Consider the following 20,354-nt stretch of genomic DNA (forward strand, 5'->3'; position numbering starts at 1 on the left):
ACCAACGTCAGCGGCAATCCCTCGCGCACGACGTAGGGTGGCGCTTGTGCGGTTCGGTGCGCGCAAGCAGAACCCGACCACCTCGCTACGGCGAGGCCCTGGTCCATCGCATCCTGTCAACGCACGGCCGCTGGTTGGTCTGACGTCGCCACAACCATGGGTCTACGACCTCACTGTGCGGCCCGAGTCCGAAGTGGTTGCCGCCCTCGACGGCTGCGATCTCGTCGGGCGTGTCGTCGGAGAAGACGACGAGCTGACCTACGCCATCCATGCCGTCTTCGACCCTGACGAACACGACGTGCGGGACTCGTACGCCGCGACGGCCATAGCCCTCGATCTCCAATTCGACGACGGCCACACACTTTCCGAGAGGGCGGTGCTCGACCAGCACGGCGTCGAACTCGATCCGCGTAGTCAGTACCTGTCTCGGACTGTTGCGGTGGATCAGTGGACTCTGAAGAGAGTGCGACTCACCGGATGTGCGGGTCTGAGGATCGTCGGAGTGGCGCTTCGATTGACTCCCCCACCACGAATCATCAAGACTCACAAGCAACGTCGACTTTGGGGTTTGTCGACGACGTGTGCCTGCGTCCGCGCAGTGCGCCTCCCCCGGAGCGTATTCATCGCGTTCGCACCACACGCGGAACGCACTCCAGCGACCGCTTCTCGCGCGGTAACTGCGCGCCGCTTGTCGCTCCCCCGCACGGGTCGGTGTTCGGTCTGCCGATGACCGACGCGGGCAATCGAGGATGGCCGTACTCCTACCACGAGGCCAACGACGCCGAGAACCGTTCGCACCTCAACGCTTTCGCGACCTCGCACATCCCGAGTCCGTGGATGGGTGATCGCGGTGTGCTTCAGTTCTTTCCCAGTGTGCTTGCCCATCCGGCGCTGGATCGCAGCGACCGCGCACTCGAGTTCTCGCACCACGACGAATCCGATCGCCCGGACCGCTACGCCGTGCCACTCGACGGCGGCTCCGCGGCCGGCGGTGTCGACGCCGAACTCACCGCGGGCACGTGGTCGGTGTGGCTGCGGGTTGGCTTTCCCTCCGATGTCGGGTCACTGATCTTCGATCAGCTCGACGGGCGCGGATCGCTGGTGTTGTCCGACGCCTCACGGGGTCTGATCACCGGATTCGTCGACGGCCCAGGCGGTTTGGTCGATGTGCCACGCATGTACTTCGCTGCCCGCGTCGATGTTCCCGTCACGGCAACAAGCCATGCACCCGGTCGTCACGAACGCAGTGCGGTGCTCGGCTCGGTCACCCTCGACGTGGCGCAGCGTCGAAGCGCTGTGCTCGCCGTCGGGACGTCATTCATCGGTGTCGATCAGGCAGCCCGCAACCTCGACTATGACATCTGGCTTGCCGGAGGCGGTTTCGATGCGATCTGGTCACGGAGCCGCGCCGCCTGGGACGCTGTCCTCGGTCGCCTCGATATTCGTGGCGCAAGCGATGACCAACTCGTCACCGCATACTCCAGTCTTCATCGAGTTCACCTCTACCCCACCATCGCCCATGAGAACGTCGGAACTCCGGACAACCCACGGTGGGCGTACGCAGACCCCTTCGTTCCGCCTGTCGACGACGGACCGACACTGACAGCGCGTCCCGTCGTCGACGGCAAGCTCACCGTGACCGACGGCTTCTGGGACTCCTATCGTGCGAGCTGGCCACTACGTACCCTCGTGTGGCCAACGGAGACAGGAGAATTGGTCGACGGCTTCGTCGAACACTTTCGACGAAGTGGTTGGACGAGCAGATGGTCGGCTCCCGGGCCTGCCGACATCATGACCGGCACGAGCAGCGACGCCGTATTCGCCGACGCCGCGCTCGCCGACCTACCGGGACTCGACCTCGAGAATGCCTACGACGCCTGCCTCCGCAATGCGACCACCCCGTCGTCGAATCCCCGTGTTGGCCGAAAGGGAATGTCACGCTCGCTGTTCCGGGGGTTCACCGACACCGACACAGCCGAGGGAATGAGCTGGACCGTCGACGCGGCGATCAACGACGCAGCGATCGCCACCTTCTCACGTCTACTCGCACAACGATTCCCCGCGCACCCTCGGAGTGAGGAGTTCCGCACCAACGCGCTGTGGTTCGACGCGCGAGCGGCGTCGTACGCCACCGTCTTCGACGCCGAGACCGGCTTCTTCCGCGGGCGAGAACGCAATGGGGATTTCCGCCCGGTCCGCGACTTCGACCCACGCAGGTGGGGCGTCGACTACACCGAAACCAACGCCTGGGGAACCGCATTCACCGCACCGCACGACGGGGCGGGACTTGCGACGCTACACGGAGGACGAGCGGCGCTCGAGAAGAAGCTCGACGAGTTCTGCGCGACTCCCGAAAGCGGCAGCGCCGACATGCGCGGGTCGTATCCCGTTGTGATCCACGAGATGCGAGAGGCCCGCGACACCCGCATGGGCATGCTCGCACTCTCCAACCAACCCGCACACCACATTCCGTTCATGTACGCCCACGCGTCCACGCCGGGCAGCTTCGCCCACGCGAAGACGCAGGCGCTCATTCGCGATGCCACGCAGCGACTGTTTCTTGGATCGGAGATCGGGCAGGGGTACCCCGGAGACGAGGACAACGGCGAGATGTCGGCGTGGTATCTCTAAGCGGTGACGGGACTCTATCCGCTGTCGATCGGCTCGGGCGAGTACGTGATCACCGCTCCGACGTTCCCGTGGATCAGGTGGACGTTGGACAACGGCGCCACACTCACCGTCGACGCTCCTGCGGCGTCGTCGACGAATCGCTACATCGAGTCCGTGACCATCGACGGGCAGCCGTGGAATCACATCACCGTGTCGCGGGAACGACTGATGCGGGGCGCACACATCACGATCGCACTCGGCCCGGCGCCCACTACGTGGGCCGCGGGTACGGTGCCGGCATCGACAACTCCACAGGGCACGGTTCCCCAACCACCTCGCGACCTGACGAGTCCGCGGGCCGCTCCGACGTGTGCACGCGGCCCAGCAGGCGCAAGGGCCGTCTTCGACGACGATTCGTCAACCACACCACTACTCCTGCAGGCTGGCCACGCGGTGGGCTGGGAGTTCGACGCCCCGACCCTTGTCGACCACTACACGGTCACCCCGCACTCGGCGGGCGAGCTGAGTTGGCTGATCGAGGTTCTCGACGACGCCGGCGCGTGGATCGCCGTCGACGAACGGAGAGCGCCGTTCCGCTGGGACCGGCAGACCCGCATCTTCGCGCTGCCGTCGCCGACCGCAACGTCGGAGATCCGACTGCGGACACTCGACGACGTCGAGCTGGCCCAGTTGGAGTTCTTGCGGTTGACCAGCGGCGGTGCGACTCCTGAGGTCTTGATCAGTTAGCCGTGGACAGCTTCTTCAACGTTGCGCGGGCCTGTTTACGCACTTCGCTGTCAGGGTCGTCAACATACTGCTCGATGATCGGCCGCAGTCCCGACGGAAGCGGCCTGTACTGGCGGATGTACTTGATCCCCAGGGCACGCACGCTGGGATCGTCGATCTGGTCAACGACGATCTGCAAACCTTCGGGCAGCCCCTGCTTGACGAGCCACTCGAGGATCGCGACCCGACCCGACCCCAGAGACCGATCAGCACCGAGCCTCGCCATCTGCTCGTAGTCACTCGGCACAGCAAGGTAACGAAGCGCGTTCCCGATCGCGTACGAATTCACCTCTGGCAGTGGAGGATTCAAGTAGTACTGCTCCATCAGCAATGGAACAGCTTCCGTACCCATCGCATCGATCGTCGTGAGTGCGCGATATAACCCAGATCGAAAATTCGCAAGATCACGATGATCGGTCAATCCTGAGTACTCTTCGACATTCCGCACCCAATCAATCAACATGGGAATCAGCGCCGGATACCGTTCGCTCGTTCTAGTAAGGTCATTCATAGTCCGAAAAGGCAAACGACTACGCTTCCCCGCTTTTTTGATGTCCGAGGACAGCGCGGCGTGGGCCGCTATCCACTCAGGTGGTGGCGACATGTCATCAAGTTCCTCGTTGCTCGACGACCGGTCCTTGGTTCCCGATAGCCAAATCTTGCATCTTGATCTGACCCGACCGCGCGAGAACAGCAAGCTACTCCGATTCATCCGGCAACTCTTCGATTTCGGAAATCTCGAACTGCGTTGAATCCTCCGACGCTCCGTGATCTACATCGCGCGGCACGGCCTTGCCCATCGCATTCTCCACAAGGTCACACAATCGGCGCCGACGCTCTGTGAAGTAGGAAGTGAAGTCGTCGGCGCGCAACGATCCAGCTGGAACCAGGTGGGCCTCCACCAGTGCATTCAGCTTCGACGGGTCGATCTGCGCCTTCTTCTCAATCTGCGCGAGATAGACCGAGGGTGCGGCGCCACCAATTGTGCGATTGGTTACGGCGGAGATCGCAGTCTTGTTCACGATGCTCTCGCGACGTTCGTCGTCGATCTTGTGATTTTCACACCACTTCTTCGGGAAGATGTGGTGAATGTCGACCGCCAAGTTTGCGTACTGCACCTTGTCGAGAGCTTTGTCTTCCATCCAGTCTCGCGCCGAGTTGCCCAGCAGGAGGGCGTAGATACCTTTGTAAGCGGCCGCATTTCGAGTCCGAAGGGAGTGGAGGCGCGACTCCACGAACGTGGCGTCATTGACGGTATTGGGCACCGGAGCAGTCGAGTCGCCCCGCGCCCAATCCGGTACTTGTTCGAGGTCGCGCACGAACCGCGTTTCGCTGGCGCCACCGTAGAGCTCTCCGAGAATCCCACACCAAAACCAGCGAACCAACTTCTCACGGGGACCGAGGAGGTCGGCGTCGTGGCCCATCGCCACTCGAATAGCAGCGAGCGGTACCAGTTGCTTGGGATATGGCAAGAATCTGGTGTCGAAGACGTGCCGGTCCGCCATGAAGTCCGACGCCCAGATGAATGCTTCGCGGAGCGGACCGACCCATTCCAGGTAGTCGTCGAGCGAGAGTTTCAGGACGTCTTCGCGCTTCGCGGACACTGCGGGCGGCCTCGGACCGGTGTAAGCGAGATTGCGTTTGCGGGTTGTGAGCAGGGTAACGGCCTGCAGAAAGTCGGTGTTCTCCAAGCCGGCGAGCACGGGATACCCGGCGAACTTCGCCTGCGTCTCCTTCCAGTCGTCGTTCAGGCGGAAATCTGTGCCGTGAGTTCGGTAGTAGTCGGGGTCGCCCGCAAAGGTGGCGGTCAACAACTCGAACACATTGAGCGGGAGCCCGCCGACGTTGACCCGCTCGAAGACCGTCGCCACTGCCCCTTTACTGGTGTCCTTGTCGAGCTCGATCGCCGGGATGTTGTACGCGCCGGCTGGTTTGATGATGTTGTTGTTGAACGCCTTCGCAAGCTCGAGATCCTTCAGCTCGAACAGCCACGACATAGCGTCCCCGAAAACCAAACTCACCGGAAACAACCCGGCCGCCTGCTGTTTTTCAGGTGTCGACGCGTCGCGGACGATGTCTTTGCCAAAATTCGTCCGCTCGATTCCGTCACCGGGCAGCGACAACACCGCCTCGTCGATACGATCCTCACCCAGGACGGCGACGTGCATGTCGATGAAGTAGCGGCGATCCATGCGTTTGCCCCGGCTGTCCATGGTGTGCACCACGCCATCGCCGGTCAGCGCTTGCGTCAGTGAGGTCAACCGCTGCTGTCCGTCCAACAACAACGACTCTGCGTGCGTACCGATCGGCACGTCGGTTCCCTCGATCGGGCGGGGCTTGAAGCGAATCTGGTCGTTGCCGGTATTGAGAAGCATCACCACACCCAACGGGTGACCACGAAGCACGGTCACCAGCAGCTGCCGAATTCGTTCGTCCTCCCACTTGTAACCCCGTTGAAAATCGGGCAGCTGAATCTTCCCCGACTCCGCCCACTTCAGAAACTCACTGAGCTCATACAGCGGCGTCTGGAATCCCATCAGAATGCCTCCCACTCGTTGTGAAGTCGGATCACGTTGTGCCGAGCTCACGGTCTACGCCAGACCAAGGACACGTCACCAGATCGTCCAACTACTACTCGATGACTGATCTCCGCCGCGATGGTATTGGGCAGAACTGACACAGAGGCTCGAACGTGGAGGGTGTGCACGTCCGTGGCTTGAAGCGCTCAAGCGTTCAACGACCCAGCTGGTGCGCGAGGGGGGACTTGAACCCCCACGTCCGTAGACACTGGAACCTAAATCCAGCGCGTCTGCCAATTCCGCCACTCGCGCGTGCGCGGTCAACAGTACCGGTCGCGCGGCGATACACCCAGGCCAGGTACCGTCAAGGGTATGTCTACTACGCGTCGTGGTGCTCGCAGGCACCGCCCGGCACTGTTGGTGCTGGTGGCGCTCGCCGCTGTCGTGTGCCTCGGCATGGCGTGGTGGCAGTGGGATCGTTTCGAGTCGTCGGGCGGCACCGGTCAGAACCTGGGTTACGCGCTCCAATGGCCGGCGTTCGCCGTCGCGTTCGTTTGGGCATACCGCCGGTTCGTCGTGCTCGAAGCGGATCCGGAGGAGGTCGAGAAGCTCAAGCCGAAGGGCGTGACGGAGATCCCCGACGGCATACTTCCCGAGCGGGCAACCACCCCGAGCGCGTCGTCGTTCGCCGCGAATCCCGCGCGCGACGATTCCACACTCACCGACTACAACCGGTACCTCGCCGAGCTCGCCGCCACAGACCGAGAGCGCACCGAGGCGCACCCGGTCACCACGCCCGCGACGACCCGCGAGTCCACACAGACGGAGGAACACCACAGGTGAGCAGCGAGACCCCACAGAGCACCGAAACCGCCCGGTCCACACAGACCGCCACGCCCGTCGCGAAGGTGAAGAGCGCACTGACTCGCTATCGCGTGCTCGCGTGGATCACCGGTATCTGGCTGCTGCTGTTGGTCGCCGAGCTGATCCTGCGTTATGGCTTCGGCAATCACGTGTTGGACTTCGTCCCGCCGGTACACGGCTGGATCTACTTCATCTACCTCGTCTGCGCGATCGACCTCGGCATCAAGGTGCGCTGGTCGGTCGGCAAGATCATCGTGACCGCCATCGCGGGCACCATCCCCTTTCTCTCCTTCTATGTCGAGCACATCCGGTCGAAGGAAGTAAAGGCGCAGTTCAACCTGACCTAAGGCACGCGCAGCTCTGCGTTCACGCGAGCGCGGCTGACTGGCGGGGTGCGCATCGTCCAGTTGGCCAACTTCTACGGTGAGCGCTCCGGAGGACTGCGCACGGCCGTCGACCGCTGGGGTGCCGGCTACGTCGCCGCCGGACATGACGTGACGCTCGTCGTACCGGGAAGCGAATCCCGGGAAGACCTGATGCCGTCGGGAGTAGTGAAAATCTCGGTGCGCGCGCCGGGCATCCCGTTCTCCGGCGGCTACCGCCTGGCATCTGCTCGACGCGTCGCCGACGTCCTTGCTTCGATTCGCCCCGACGCGCTCGAGGTGTCGGACCGGCTGACGCTGCGCGGCTTCGGTGACTGGGCTCGACGCCGCGACATCCCGTCGGCGATGGTGTCGCACGAGCGGCTCGACAGGCTGCTCGCCATGGCGATGCCGGCCCGGACCGCACGGGCATTGGCCGATCGGGCAAACGCCGCGACCGCCAACTCGTATGACTCCGTGGTGTGCACCACCGGGTTCGCCGCCGCTGAGTTCGAACGTATCGGAGCCAGCAACGTGGTCCGCGCACCGCTCGGCGTCGACCTGGAGCAGTTCGCGCCACACCACCTCGACCCCACACTGAGTGCCCGCTGGACCGACGGATCGACGACGCTGCTGGGCCACTGCGGCCGACTGTCGATGGAGAAGCGTGCGGACCGCTCCATCGCGGCCGCTGCCAAACTCCATCGCGCGGGGCTACCCGTGCATCTGGTCATCGCGGGAGACGGGCCCATGCGCGGCGCCCTGCAGCACGCCGCCAGGGGCCTACCCGTCACTTTCCTCGGCCACCTGCGTGACCGGCGCGAGGTCGCCGCGCTGTTGGCCAGCACCGACGTCTCGTTTGCTCCCGGCCCGCATGAGACATTCTGTCTGTCGGCGTTGGAATCGCTCGCGTCGGGGACGCCGGTCGTCGGATCGCGGTCGTCCGCCGTCGCGGGGATGGTCGACGAGTCGTGCGGCGCACTCGCCGACAATTCGGGGACAGGGTTCGCACACGCCGTCGAGCGTGTTCTGTCGATACCGCGTTCCGAACGTGAAGGGGCCGCTCGCGCGCGAGCTGCGCAGTTCACGTGGCCCGATTCGGTCTCACGGATGCTCGCGGTCCACAGCGGCAGCGCAGGCTGACGGTAGCCCCTTGCCGCGACGCCCGGTCCGTTGCGCGCCGTCGACCCTCAGGCCAGGGCGCGCAGCGCAGGAACCAACTGCGCCAAGGCTTTTCCGCGATGACTCAGTGCGTCCTTCTCCGCCGGAGCCAGCTCGGCGGCAGAGCGTCCGGCAGCTACCGCGTCGTCGGGAATGAAGAGCGGATCGTAGCCGAAGCCGTTGGAGCCCTGCGGTTCTCGCGCGAACACGCCGCGCCACTCGCCGCGCACGACGGTCTCGTCGCCCGACGGCGACACCAAGGCACACGCCGACACGAATGCCGCGCCGCGTCTGTCATCGGGTGTGTCCGAGAGTTGCGCCAGCACCAGCGCGTTGTTGGCCGCGTCGTCGCCGTGTACGCCACTCCATCGAGCCGAAAGCACGCCGGGCATCCCGTTGAGTGCGTCGATCTCGATTCCCGAATCATCTGCGAGACAAGGCAACCCGGTTGCCCGCGCGCCCGCTCTGGCCTTGATCAACGCGTTGTCCTCGAACGTCGCGCCCGTCTCGGGTTCTTCGGGGTACTCGGGCACGGCGTCGAGCCCGATCACCTCGAGGCCCGTGAGGCCTGCGGCGTCGACGACCCGCTGAAGCTCGGCTAGCTTCTTACGGTTGCGACTCGCGAGGAGTACCTGCGACATCGAGTCAGGCCGGCTCTGGCAGGGTGCCGGGATACGGGAGCGCGAGCGCCTCGCGCTGTGCCACGAACAGCTTGTCCGTCCCGATCTCAGCCATGTCGAGCAGCTTGTCGAGGGTGGCACGCGGGAAGGTCGCGCCCTCGCCCGTGCCCTGCACCTCGACGAGGGTTCCGGCATCGGTGGCGACGACGTTCATGTCGACCTCGGCGCGCGAATCCTCCTCATACGGGAGATCCAATCGCACTCGTCCATCGACGACGCCGACGCTGACGGCGGCGATCATGCACGAGAGCGGCTGCGGATCCGACAGTCGCCCAGCAGCTTTGAGCCACGTCACCGCGTCGGCGAGTGCGACGTAGGCGCCGGTGATCGACGCGGTGCGCGTGCCGCCGTCGGCCTGCAGGACGTCGCAGTCGAGGGCGACGGTGTTCTCGCCGAGCGCGCTCAGGTCGATGCACGCGCGCAGCGAACGTCCGATCAGTCGACTGATCTCGTGGGTACGTCCCCCGATCTTGCCCTTGACCGACTCGCGGCGTGAACGCTCGTGGGTCGCGGCGGGAAGCATCGAGTACTCGGCGGTCAGCCAACCGAGCCCGGACCCGCGGCGCCAGGGCGGAACACCCTCGGTGACACTCGCGGTGCACATCACCCGTGTCTGACCGAACTCGATCAGCACCGACCCAGCGGGATTCGACGTGAATCCGCGGGTGATGGTGATGGGACGGAGTTCGTCGTCGGCCCTGCCGTCAGCTCGTGTGGTCACGAACTCAACTGTAGGAGATCACCCGGGTAGGTCGAACACCTGGCCCTGACGCACGAGGCCGACCGGCCCCGAGAAGGTGCTGCGCGCCTCGGCGAGGATCGCCTCGGCATCCGACCACGGTGCGACATGGGTGATCGCGAGCGATTTCGCGTCGGCCTTGGTCGCCATCTCCCCCGCCTCGATGCCCGACATGTGCAGGTGCGGAGGGCGCTCCGACGGTGCGTGCGTCCACGACGCCTCACACAAGAAGATGTCGGCATCCGCGGCGAGATCGATCACCGCGTCGCACGGACCCGAGTCGCCGCTGTAGGCGATGACCTGCCCCTCCGGACCGGTGAATCGCAGTCCGAACGTGGCGGGCGGATGGTCGACGCGGAAGGGTTCGATCATGATGCCGCCCAACGTGATCTCGATGTTGTCCGACCACTCGTGGACGTCGAACGTATCGCTGATGTCGTCGATCTGACCGCCGAACTCGCTCGACGCCGCCCCGATCCGCAGCGCGGTACCCGTCGGCCCGTACAGCGACGCCAGTCCGGTCGCAGGCGTCGGCGCGTAGCGACGCCACACCAGCATTGCGGGCAGGTCGACGCAGTGATCGGCATGCAGATGGCTCAGCACGACGTCGACGTCATTCGGGTCGACGATCCGCTGCAGTTCCCCCATCACCCCGGGGCCGCAATCGACGAGCACGGGTCGATGGCCGGGAACGGTCAGCAGGTAGCCCGAGCAGGCCGCACCGGGGCCACCGACACTGCCCGAACAGCCCAGGACAGTCAGACGCATACGACCTACATTGCCACGCGCACATGGCGGGCAGACCACTTATCGGTCACAAGACACGCCGACTCGGACGTGTGACCGATCCGACGTCGGCGACACTCCGCACGTCAGACCGGATCCACCGGTCGGACAACAGGTCCGAGGAAGCGACTCGACAGCTTTGCGAACATCTCGGGGTCGCCGGTCGCCTGGAAGTGGCGCACCGCCTCGCGGCCGGTGTGCGGGTGGAGCAGATCGGATTCGGTGAGCACACGGAACAGATCCTTGGCGGTCTCCTCGGCGCTGGACACGAGCGTCACCTCGTCGCCCATCGCCAACTGGATCACGCCCGACAGCAACGGATAGTGGGTGCATCCGAGCACAACCGTGTCGACGTCGGCCTCCTGCAGCGGCTCGAGATATCCCTGCGCGAGACCAAGGATCTGCCTACCGCTGGTGATGCCGCGTTCGACGAAATCGACGAATCGCGGACATGCGACCGCGGTGATCTGGGCGTCGCGGGCGGCGGCGAACGAGTCCTGATACGCGCGCGAGGAGATCGTCGCCTCCGTGCCGATCACGCCGATGCGCCCGGTCTTCGTCGCGACGACGGCTCGACGGACCGCTGGCAGCACCACCTCGATCACCGGGATCGGCGCGTAGCGCTCGCGGGCATCGCGCAGGCAGGCCGCGGACGCGGTGTTGCAGGCGATCACGATTGCCTTGACCCCGCGCTCGGCGAGGTCGTCTCCGATCGCGAGGGCGTGTCGTCGGATCTCCGGAATGGTCAGCGGACCGTAGGGTCCGTTCGCGGTGTCGCCGATGTAGACGATGTCCTCGTCGGGCAGTTGGTCGATGATCGCGCGGGCAACGGTCAGCCCACCGACGCCGGAATCGAAGATGCCGATAGGCGCGTCGGTGCGTGTGTTGGTGACTATGACCGCACCCCCGGTGTTGTCGGACCATACGGAGATACAGGACCCGATGAGGCCGTCGGGCGTCGGCGACGATCCCGGTCGGCGAGGAACCACGCGGCGAGTACACCGCCGATGGCGCCGAACAGATGTCCCTGCCACGAGACCCCGAAGGTGCCGGGGAACACGCCCCACAGCACCGATCCGTATACGAGAAAGAGGATGACTCCGATCGCGATCTGCGTGAGGTCGCGGTTGAAGAGTCCGCGTACGAGCAGGTATGTCAGCCAACCGAAGATGATGCCCGACGCCCCGACCGTGACGCTGTACGACGGCGCGAACAACCAGACACCGATGCCCGACACGATCCAGACGATTGCGGTGACGATGAGGAAGCGTTTGCTCAGCAGCAGAATGAATCCCAGCACGACGAGCGGGATCAGATTGGCGAACAGGTGCTGCCAATCGGCGTGCAGGAACGGCGCCCACAGGATGCCGTCGAGTCCGTCGATCTGGCGTGGTTCGATGCCGGCGCGATCAAGGTCGTAGTGAGTTGCGGCGTCGATCGCCTCGACGATCACGAGCACCGCGACGATGAACGCCATCACGATCGCCGACCGCGCCCACAGCGGCCGCGCGCCGCGCGTGGGGGTGGTGCTCGGTGTCATCTCGTTCCTTCGTCGGGTGGTCTCGACAAGCTCGACCAGCGGGTTCAGCTCGACCAGCGGTGGTCTCGACAGGCTCGACCAGCGAGGGTAGCTCGACCAGTGGTGGTCTCGATAAGCTCGACCAGCGGGTTGGGCTCGACCAGCGGGTTGGGCTCGACCAGCAGTGGTCTCGACAAGCTCGACCAGCGGAGGCGGCTAAGCCCAGAGCTGTCCCTCGAGTGCCTGCTCGGCATCCTCAAGGCTACCGTCGTAGGCCCCGGTGGACAGATACTTCCACCCCGCGTCGGGCACGACCAATCCGATGTCGGCGCGTCGACCCTCCTTGAGCGCCTTGCGGCCGATGCCGCGGGCGGCCTGCAGGATCGCGCCCGTCGACACTCCGGCGAAAATGCCCTCGAGGTCGATGAGTTCGCGGACCCGCGCGACGGCGTCGACGCCCTGAACGGAGTATCGGCGGGTCAGCACCGATTCGTCATACAGCTCGGGCACAAAACCCTCGTCGATGTTGCGCAGGCCGTACACCTCGTCGCCGTATCGCGGTTCGGCCGCGACGATCTCGATGTCGGGGTCGCGTTCGCGCAGATACCGTCCGACGCCCATCAACGTTCCGGTGGTGCCGAGACCCGCGACGAAGTGGGTGATCTCGGGAAGATCGGCGAACAGTTCCGGGCCGGTGCCCTCGTAGTGCGCGCGCCAGTTGGCCTCATTGCCGTACTGGTAGAGCATCACCCAATCGGGGTGCTCCGCTGCGAGTTCCTTGGCTATACGGACGGCGGTATTCGAGCCGCCCGCGGCTGGTGACGAAATCACCTCGGCGCCGTACATGCGCAGCAGTGATCGACGTTCGTCCGAGGTGTTCTCGGGCATCACGCAAATCAAGTGGTAGCCCTTGAGCTTCGCGGCCATGGCAAGCGAGATACCGGTGTTGCCGCTCGTGGGTTCGAGGATCGTCGACCCCGGCTGCAGCAGGCCGTCGGCTTCGGCTTGCTCGATCATGCGCAGCGCCGGCCGGTCTTTGGTCGAGCCGGTGGGGTTGCGATCTTCGAGCTTGGCCCAGAGCCGCACGTGCGGACCGTCGTCGGTGTCGTCCCACCTCGGTGAGAGGCGTTGCAGTCCGATCAGGGGCGTGTTCCCGACGGATGAGATCAGCGACGTGTAGCGCGCCACGAAATCCCTATCGTCCGAGCGCTGGCAGTGCGCCGCCGGCGACCGCGGGCAGGATGGTGACCTCGTCGCCGTCGTCGATCGTGGTCGCGAGACCGCCGGAGAAGCGCACGTCCTCGTCGTTGACGTAGATGTTGACGAAGCGGTGCAGCTTGCCCGCGGCCGCACCATCCGTGGCAACTAGGCGTTCCTTGAGGCCGGGGTTGGCAGTCTCGAGATTGTCGATGAGCTCCGACAGCGTCGAGCCGGAACCCTCGACCCGCTTCTCGCCGCCGGTGTGCGTACGCAGGATGGTCGGGATGGACACGGTGACCGTCATGGTTGATTCAGCTCCTGATCTCGATGGGTTCTTCGGTGACATCACCGTCGATGATGCGGTAACTCCGGATCTCGGTGTCGTCGGCGTCGCGCGTGGACACGAGGACGTAATGCGCCTGGGGTTCGCTGGCATAGGAGACGTCGGTGCGGCTCGGGTATGCCTCTGTGGCGGTGTGGGAGTGATAGATGACGATCGGCTCCTCGTCGTTGCGATCCATCTCCCGCCAGACCTTCAGTTGCTCCGTCGAATCGAAGCGGTAGAACGTCGGCGACCGCTCGGCGTTGACCATCGGGATGAACCGGACGGGACGGTCGGAGCCCTCCGCGCCTGCGATCACCCCGCACGCCTCGTCCGGATGATCGGCGCGCGCATGCGCGACCATCTCGTCGACCAACTCCTGGCTGATCTGCAGCACTCGCTCTCCTCGAAGTGAACGGATAAACGTCCTGACGAACAACGTGCCCCTCGACGCCGCTATTCCGAGACCCCGGTGACGACTCCGGCAGCTACGCGATGCCGGTGGTCGTGATCGCCGACGGCGCGAGGTCGGCGTAGGAGGGCACGCCCGCCACCGAATCGGCGGCCAGCACCGCGTTGACGATCGCGCGTTGGGTGACCGTCACGGCGACGCGGCAGATCTCGGCGAGGACAGCGACGTCGGGGTTCATCCCCGACGGCACGAACGCCGCGGGCTCGGTCGGCTGTGCTCCGGTCGCAACCGCGAAGATGGTGTCGCCGTCGAGCGGCGAGTGCACGGGGTGGATGGCGCGGGCGAGCCCGTCGTGCGCCGACATCGCGATTCGACGTACCGACGCGGCGTCGAGTTCGGCGTCGGTCGCCACCACGCCGATCGTCGTGTTGAGCACGGTCTGTTTGGCAGCGACCTCGGCCAATCGCGCGGCATCCGAGCTGTCCGGGCGGGCGAGTCCGTAATACGCGAGGTCGTGTTCTGTTGCACCCCAAGGCAATCCGGTAGTCGGATCGATCACCGAGCCCACCGGGTTGGCGACGATCAACGCGCCGACGGTGATGCCCGACGCCGCGCCGGTCTCGATGCGCGACGACGCCGTACCCACTCCACCTTTCAGTCCGCCCGCCCGAGCTCCGGCCCCGCCGCCGACACTGCCCTGAGCGACCTCGGCGCCCGCAGCCTGCAGCGCCGCGTGTCCGAAGCCCGCGTCCGGACGGTTGGTCCACCCGCCCATCGGGAGGTCGAAGATGACGGCCGCCGGAACAATCGGGACCACGCCGCCCTGGGCGTTCATCGGTAAGCCACGACCCGACTCCTCGAGCCCGGCCATCACCCCGTCCGCGGCGGCGAGTCCGTAGGCGCTGCCGCCCGTAAGGACTATCGCGTGCACCGTGGTCACGGTGTTCGACGGATCGAGCAGGTCTGTCTCGCGAGTCCCCGGTCCGCCACCACGCACGTCGACAGCCGCGGTCGGGGCATGCGTCGCTCCCTCCGGCGTGCTGACGACCACGACGGTCGTACCTGTCGCCCACCCCGTGCCGGGCGGATCGTCGGGTCCGCCGAGGCCGAGTGTGGCGTCGGCATCGACGAGGTGGTGATGACCGACGGCGATGCCTGCCACATCGGTGATCCGATCACCGGCGGGAGCCCAGCCGGTCATCACATCATCGCCTCGACGAGCAGCTCCTGGATGACTGTCAGCCAGTGATAGACGTCGAGGTGAGCAGCATGCGGATGGTCGGGCGGGAGCCGGTCGGGGGTGTCCTCGGAGATCCCGAGCGTCGCGCCCAGCGCGAGGCGGACGTCGTTGAGCGCGGTCAGCCAGCACATCGCCTCCTCCTCGGTCAGCGAGACATCGCCGCCGCCGTCGGGGAGAGTCGCGAGCATCGTCGTCGACGCCGCGAGCTTGGCGTCGATGATCTTGGGTTCGTTGACGCTGCGCAGTGCCGCGTTGAGCCGCCCGTTCACGGCGTCCGCGGTGAGTTCGGTGTCCTGGTCGGGACGATGAAAGTCGGGCAGCAGACGGCCGAGGGTCGCATCCGTCGGGGCACTCGAGTGTCCGGTCCGGATGCCGGTCAGCTCGGCGAGGTCGTCGCGCGGCGCGCTCGCCTCACGTTCGGTGAGCAGCTCCGACATCGACGCCACCATCGACGCGAGGAGCTCGGACTCGTGAGACTCCAACGACGTCGTGTACCGCACCGAGCGTCCTCGGCCCTTGCGTTTGAAAACGCGCACTCGTATGTCCCGCCCGCTGCTAGCTGTCGCGCTGCATCGTCGCCCACAGACCCGCGGCGTGCAGTTTCGTCACGTCGGATTCCATCTTGTCGCGGTCGCCCGACGACACCACGGCTTTGCCCTCGGTGTGCACCTGCATCATGAGCTGGTTCGCCTTGGATTCGGAGTATCCGAAGACCTTCTGGAAGACGAAGGTCACGTAGCGCATCAGATTGACCGGATCGTCCCAGACGATGGTCACCCAGGGACGGTCGAACGCCGACGCGGCATCGGCAACGGCCGGGTCGGCCACGGCCGTGCCACCGCTACCGCCGCCACTTCCGGGGGTAGCCTCATGCGCACGAATATCGTCAGGCGCCATACAAACTAGGGTAAGGGATCGTGACCATCCGCAACACCGCCCTGCTCACCGACCAGTACGAGCTCACCATGGTCTCCGCCGCGCTGCGGCACCCGATCGCACACCGGCAGTGTGTGTTCGAGGTGTTCGCGCGCCGTCTCCCCGACGGCCGCCGGTATGGGGTCGTCGCGGGCACCGCTCGTATCCTCGACGCGCTGACGCAGTTCCGCTTCGGCGACGACGAGATCGCCGTCGTCGAACGCTTCCTCGACGACGAGACCGTCGAGTGGCTGCGGAACTACGAGTTCACCGGCGACATCGACGGATATCGCGAGGGCGAGCTGTACTTCCCGAACTCGCCGATCCTGACGGTGCGCGGAACCTTCGCCGAGGCGGTGGTGCTCGAGACGCTGATCTTGTCGATCCTCAACCACGACAGCGCCATTGCCTCCGCAGCCGCGCGCATGGTCAGCGCAGCGAGCAGGCGCCCGATCATCGAGATGGGATCGCGTCGCACGCACGAATGGGCAGCTGTGGCGAGCGCACGGGCCGCCTACCTCGCGGGTGTCGCGGCAACGTCGAACCTCGAGGCGGCACGTACCTACGGCGTGCCGAGCGCGGGAACCGCGGCGCATTCGTTCACCCTCGCGTTCACCGATCCCGAGGGCCCCAACGAGAAGGCGGCGTTCGCCGCGCAGATCGAGACACTCGGTGTCGGCACCACGCTTCTCGTCGACACCTTCGACATCACCCAGGGCGTGCGCAACGCCGTCGAGGTGGCAGGTCCCGAGCTCGGTGCAGTCCGTATCGATTCCGGCGATCTCGGCGTGTTGGCACGGCAGGTCCGCGAGCAACTCGACGAGCTGGGCGCCCCGAACACCAAGATCGTCGTCTCCGGCGATCTCGACGAATATGCGATCGCGTCACTGCGCGCCGAGCCGGTCGACACCTACGGCGTCGGCACGTCGTTGGTCACCGGCAGCGGCGCCCCGACGGCCGGCATGGTCTACAAGCTGGTCGAGGTCGACGGCATCCCCGTCGCCAAACGCGCCAGCCACAAGGAGTCGAAGGGCGGCGCGAAGAACGCCGTGCGGGTCGCGCGGCCGACCGGGACCATCGTCGAGGAGATCCTCTACCGCGCCGGAACACCGACACCCGACGTTCCGGGACACGTCGTCCGACCGTTGCAGATCCCGCTGGTTCGCGGTGGGCGGCGCGTCGACGACCTTCCGACGCTCGACGACGCGCGCGCGTTCCTCGCCGAAGGTCTGGTCAGCCTGCCGTGGGAGGGACTCGGACTCTCGCACGGAGATCCCGCCGTACCGACGCGTTTCCAACTCGGCTGACAGCACAGGGAACCGATCCCCACCCGCCGACGTCCAAGCATCGAACCGGTATACCGAGCAACCCGACTACTCACGCATCTGAGTACACGAGCACACACAACCGATCACACAGCAGCCACGCCACGACCCGAGGAGATCGGAATGTCCAGCCCACACTTCGATGACGACGTCAGCCCAGCCCAAGCGCTCATCGTCGTCGACGTCCAGAACGACTTCTGTGAGGGTGGCGCGCTCGGCGTGAACGGCGGCACCGCGGTCGCGCGGTCGCTGAAGTCATTGACAGACGACTACGGCATCGTCGTGGCGACGCGTGATTACCACATCGATCCGGGCGCGCATTTCTCCGACAATCCCGACTTCGTCGACACCTGGCCGCCACACTGCAGGGTCGGGACGGACGGCGTCGCGTTCTCGCCCGAGTTCGATACCTCCGCGGTCCAGGAGGTGTTCTCCAAGGGTGCGTATAGCGCGGCGTACTCCGGATTCGAGGGCGCCTCGGACGACGGCACCACACTCACGGACTGGCTCCGCGCCCATGACGTGCGCAGCGTCGACGTGGTCGGCATCGCCACCGATCACTGCGTACGCGCCACCGCGATCGACGCCGCGAACGAGGGTTTCGACACCCGCGTCCTGTTGAGCTTCACTGCGGCAGTCTCCGAACCGACCGCCAACGCCGCGCTGACGAGCTTGCGCGACGCAGGCGTCACGCTCGTGGGCGACTTGGTCTACGGCGGACAGGCCGCTTCCTAGTGACCGACCTATCTGTAGCGAATGCCGCCAAGCCGGACGCCTCGGGGCCAACTACCTCGCGGGCGACCGGGCTCCCGCCGGTGACCGCCCTCCTCGACACCGCCGTGACCGCGCTGTCGGGCAAACGCCGCGACGGGCAGGTCCGCATGGCCTCCGCCGTCGCCAACGCCATCGACACCGGTCAGCACCTCGCAGTGCAGGCGGGTACGGGCACGGGAAAGTCGTTGGCCTATCTCGTGCCTGCCATCCGGCACGCCGTCGAATCCGGCGACACGGTGGTGGTCTCCACGGCGACCATCGCACTGCAGCGCCAACTGGTCGAGCGCGACCTGCCCCGCCTCTCCAAAGCCCTGAAGGGTGCGCTCGGCCGCGAGCCGACGTTCGCGATCCTCAAGGGTCGCGGAAACTACTTGTGCCTGAACAAGATTCACGCCGGGACCGTCGAAGAGCCGGATACCGAGCTGTTCGACGCGTTCGAACTCTCACGCACCGGCCGGGAGGTCACGCGCCTGCGCGAGTGGGTGTCCGACACCGACACGGGCGACCGCGACGACCTCTCCCCCGGCGTCACCGACCGATCGTGGCGGCAGGTCAGCGTCACCTCGCGCGAGTGTCTCGGGGCGTCGAACTGCTCGTATGCCGAGGATTGCTTCGCCGAACGGGCACGACGCAAGTCCGGGCAGGTCGACGTCGTGGTGACCAATCACGCGCTGTTGGCGATCGACGCGATGAGTCCGGCCAACGTACTGCCCGACCACCATGTGGTGATCGTCGATGAGGCGCACGACCTCGTCGACCGCATCACTTCGGTGTCGACGTCCGACCTCTCGGCCGCCTCGATCACGGTGGCCGCCCGACGCTGCGGCAAGCTCATCGACGAGGAAACCGTCGACGCGCTGATCGGCGCGGGCGAGCAACTCGGCGACATGCTCGACGACGCCCCCAAGCGCGAGTGGACCGCCATGCCCGCGGATGCCGCGCTGGTTCTGGCGACGCTACGAGATCGGTTGTGGCTGGCGCGTTCGGCCATCGGTCCCGCGCGCGGACCGGGAGGCGCCGACGACGGCCAGGGCGCGGCACGGTCGGCTGCGCTGACCTCCTTGGAAGAACTCCACGACACCGCGGTCCGCGTGCTCGGCGCCTTCGACGAACCCGACCCGGCGAAACGACGCGACGTCGTCTGGGTGGCAGAAGAACGCACCGGCCGATCCGAATCGTCGACGCGCACCGTGCTGCACATCGCACCGCTGTCGGTCGGCGGACTGCTGCGCGCGACGCTGTTCACCGAGTCGACCGTCATCCTGACCTCCGCGACACTGACCATCGGCGGCTCCTTCGACGCTCTCGCCGCCACATGGGGGCTGCCCGCAGCGGGCCGCGGCACCGACACCCCGGCCGCCGACGACATCGCGCTCGGCGGCGACGCCCGCAACGACACACCCGCACGCGACGTCACCGCAACGGGCAGCGCTGCGCCCTCCGACGGTTCGCCGATGCGGTGGACGGGCCTCGACGCCGGCTCACCGTTCGACTACCCACGCTCGGCGATCCTCTACGTCGCACGTCATCTCCCCCGACCTGGACGAGACTCCATCGCCCCCGCAACACTCGACGAGCTCGCCGCGCTCACCGAGGCCGCGGTTGGTCGCACGCTCGGGCTGTTCTCGTCGATGCGCGCCGCCCGCGAGGCCAGCGAGGCGCTCCGCGCGCGCAGCGACCTCCCCATCCTGTGCCAGGGCGACGACACCACCGCGGCGCTCGTCGCACGCTTCGCCGACGACCCGAGGACCTGCCTGTTCGGCACGCTGTCGCTGTGGCAGGGCGTCGACGTCCCCGGCCCGTCGTTGTCGCTGGTGATCATCGACCGCATTCCCTTCCCGCGCCCCGACGATCCCCTACTCGGTGCCCGCCAGCGCGCAGTCACCTCGCGGGGAGGAAACGGATTCCTGTCGGTCGCAGCCAATCACGCTGCATTGCTGCTGGCGCAGGGCGCCGGGCGACTCCTGCGGTCGGTCGACGATCGCGGCGTGGTCGCCGTCCTCGATTCGCGTCTGGCGACGGCCGGATACGGCGGTTATCTCCTCGCATCCATGCCGCCGTTCTGGCGCACGACCGACCCCGACGTGGTCCGCGCGGCACTCGGCAGACTGGCCGCCGTACCGCTACGGTGAGTCTGACG

At 66.1% G+C, this 20,354-nt stretch carries 20 protein-coding genes, 1 tRNA gene and 1 pseudogene; 7 read left to right on the plus strand and 15 right to left on the minus strand.

Going from position 1 to position 20,354, the window contains the following annotated elements:
• Positions 1–85 precede the first annotated feature (85 nt).
• Complete coding sequence (locus tag A5766_RS25175) at positions 86–358, minus strand: hypothetical protein (RefSeq protein WP_231894739.1); 273 nt, start codon at positions 356–358, stop codon at positions 86–88.
• A gap of 119 nt (positions 359–477) precedes the next feature.
• Between A5766_RS25175 and A5766_RS19850 the strand changes: the two are divergent.
• Positions 478–3,357 (plus strand): annotated as a pseudogene (locus A5766_RS19850) (GH92 family glycosyl hydrolase).
• Here the strand turns inward: A5766_RS19850 and A5766_RS19855 are convergent.
• The 3 genes from A5766_RS19855 to A5766_RS19865 form a co-directional block, all read right to left on the minus strand.
• Complete coding sequence (locus tag A5766_RS19855; protein ID WP_039856539.1) at positions 3,350–4,000, minus strand: hypothetical protein; 651 nt, start codon at positions 3,998–4,000, stop codon at positions 3,350–3,352. The pseudogene A5766_RS19850 and the gene A5766_RS19855 sit on opposite strands and share 8 nt — an antisense overlap.
• A gap of 94 nt (positions 4,001–4,094) precedes the next feature.
• Complete coding sequence (locus A5766_RS19860) at positions 4,095–5,933, minus strand: GmrSD restriction endonuclease domain-containing protein (RefSeq protein WP_005207814.1); 1,839 nt, start codon at positions 5,931–5,933, stop codon at positions 4,095–4,097.
• Between the two features lie 209 nt (positions 5,934–6,142).
• A tRNA-Leu gene (locus A5766_RS19865) sits at positions 6,143–6,227 on the minus strand.
• A 60-nt stretch (positions 6,228–6,287) separates the two neighbouring features.
• On the opposite strand from A5766_RS19865, the gene A5766_RS19870 reads away from it, so the two are divergent.
• Genes A5766_RS19870 through A5766_RS19880 form a run of 3 tightly spaced genes read left to right on the plus strand, consistent with a single transcriptional unit; the run spans position 6,288 to position 8,284 of the window.
• The gene (locus tag A5766_RS19870; RefSeq protein WP_039856559.1) at positions 6,288–6,758 is read left to right on the plus strand and encodes a glucitol operon activator; all 471 of its coding nucleotides are present in this window, start codon (positions 6,288–6,290) and stop codon (positions 6,756–6,758) included.
• Entirely contained in the window at positions 6,755–7,126 is a 372-nt protein-coding gene (locus tag A5766_RS19875; RefSeq protein WP_005207816.1) for a DUF3817 domain-containing protein, read from the plus strand. Before A5766_RS19870 ends, A5766_RS19875 begins: the two co-directional genes overlap by 4 nt.
• A 45-nt stretch (positions 7,127–7,171) precedes the next feature.
• Positions 7,172–8,284: a glycosyltransferase gene (locus A5766_RS19880; protein ID WP_005207817.1), complete on the plus strand. Its 1,113-nt coding sequence runs from the start codon at positions 7,172–7,174 to the stop codon at positions 8,282–8,284.
• Positions 8,285–8,331: 47 nt separating this feature from the next.
• On the opposite strand, the gene rdgB is transcribed toward A5766_RS19880, so the two are convergent.
• From rdgB to clpS, 11 genes are all read right to left on the minus strand, one after another.
• Complete coding sequence (rdgB, locus tag A5766_RS19885; protein ID WP_005207818.1) at positions 8,332–8,943, minus strand: RdgB/HAM1 family non-canonical purine NTP pyrophosphatase; 612 nt, start codon at positions 8,941–8,943, stop codon at positions 8,332–8,334.
• Positions 8,944–8,947: 4 nt separating this feature from the next.
• Entirely contained in the window at positions 8,948–9,703 is a 756-nt protein-coding gene (rph, locus tag A5766_RS19890; protein WP_005207819.1) for a ribonuclease PH, read from the minus strand.
• An 18-nt stretch (positions 9,704–9,721) separates the two neighbouring features.
• Positions 9,722–10,489, minus strand: coding sequence for a cyclic nucleotide-degrading phosphodiesterase (locus tag A5766_RS19895; protein ID WP_064906127.1), 768 nt, complete (start codon positions 10,487–10,489; stop codon positions 9,722–9,724).
• 104 nt (positions 10,490–10,593) lie between these two features.
• Complete coding sequence (gene murI, locus A5766_RS19900; protein ID WP_039856561.1) at positions 10,594–11,403, minus strand: glutamate racemase; 810 nt, start codon at positions 11,401–11,403, stop codon at positions 10,594–10,596.
• Positions 11,400–12,047 carry a rhomboid family intramembrane serine protease gene (locus A5766_RS19905; protein ID WP_005207822.1) on the minus strand — a complete coding sequence of 216 codons (648 nt, stop codon included), beginning with the start codon at positions 12,045–12,047 and terminating at the stop codon, positions 11,400–11,402. The genes murI and A5766_RS19905 overlap by 4 nt, the downstream gene beginning before the upstream one ends.
• 195 nt (positions 12,048–12,242) lie before the next feature.
• Complete coding sequence (locus A5766_RS19910) at positions 12,243–13,214, minus strand: PLP-dependent cysteine synthase family protein (RefSeq protein ID WP_005207823.1); 972 nt, start codon at positions 13,212–13,214, stop codon at positions 12,243–12,245.
• Positions 13,215–13,221: 7 nt separating this feature from the next.
• Positions 13,222–13,530 (minus strand): MoaD/ThiS family protein, encoded by a 309-nt coding sequence (locus A5766_RS19915; RefSeq protein WP_005207824.1) that lies wholly within the window; start codon positions 13,528–13,530, stop codon positions 13,222–13,224.
• 7 nt (positions 13,531–13,537) lie between these two features.
• Complete coding sequence (locus tag A5766_RS19920; RefSeq protein ID WP_005207825.1) at positions 13,538–13,945, minus strand: Mov34/MPN/PAD-1 family protein; 408 nt, start codon at positions 13,943–13,945, stop codon at positions 13,538–13,540.
• 91 nt (positions 13,946–14,036) lie between these two features.
• Positions 14,037–15,161 (minus strand): P1 family peptidase, encoded by a 1,125-nt coding sequence (locus A5766_RS19925; protein ID WP_005207826.1) that lies wholly within the window; start codon positions 15,159–15,161, stop codon positions 14,037–14,039.
• Complete coding sequence (gene aosR, locus A5766_RS19930; protein ID WP_005207827.1) at positions 15,161–15,736, minus strand: oxidative stress transcriptional regulator AosR; 576 nt, start codon at positions 15,734–15,736, stop codon at positions 15,161–15,163. Before aosR ends, A5766_RS19925 begins: the two co-directional genes overlap by 1 nt.
• 19 nt (positions 15,737–15,755) lie before the next feature.
• Positions 15,756–16,097 (minus strand): ATP-dependent Clp protease adapter ClpS, encoded by a 342-nt coding sequence (gene clpS / locus A5766_RS19935; RefSeq protein WP_039856542.1) that lies wholly within the window; start codon positions 16,095–16,097, stop codon positions 15,756–15,758.
• Between the two features lie 20 nt (positions 16,098–16,117).
• Between clpS and A5766_RS19940 the strand changes: the two genes are divergently transcribed.
• From A5766_RS19940 to A5766_RS19950, 3 genes are all read left to right on the plus strand, one after another.
• Positions 16,118–17,422 carry a nicotinate phosphoribosyltransferase gene (locus A5766_RS19940; protein WP_005207829.1) on the plus strand — a complete coding sequence of 435 codons (1,305 nt, stop codon included), beginning with the start codon at positions 16,118–16,120 and terminating at the stop codon, positions 17,420–17,422.
• Between the two features lie 141 nt (positions 17,423–17,563).
• The gene (locus tag A5766_RS19945) at positions 17,564–18,175 is read left to right on the plus strand and encodes an isochorismatase family protein (RefSeq protein ID WP_005207830.1); all 612 of its coding nucleotides are present in this window, start codon (positions 17,564–17,566) and stop codon (positions 18,173–18,175) included.
• 80 nt (positions 18,176–18,255) lie between these two features.
• Positions 18,256–20,346, plus strand: a complete 2,091-nt coding sequence (locus A5766_RS19950) for an ATP-dependent DNA helicase (RefSeq protein WP_064906129.1) — start codon at positions 18,256–18,258, stop codon at positions 20,344–20,346.
• Positions 20,347–20,354 lie beyond the last annotated feature (8 nt).

The organism is Gordonia sp. 852002-51296_SCH5728562-b (assembly GCF_001665475.1).
Taxonomy (GTDB): Bacteria; Actinomycetota; Actinomycetes; order Mycobacteriales; family Mycobacteriaceae; genus Gordonia; species Gordonia sputi.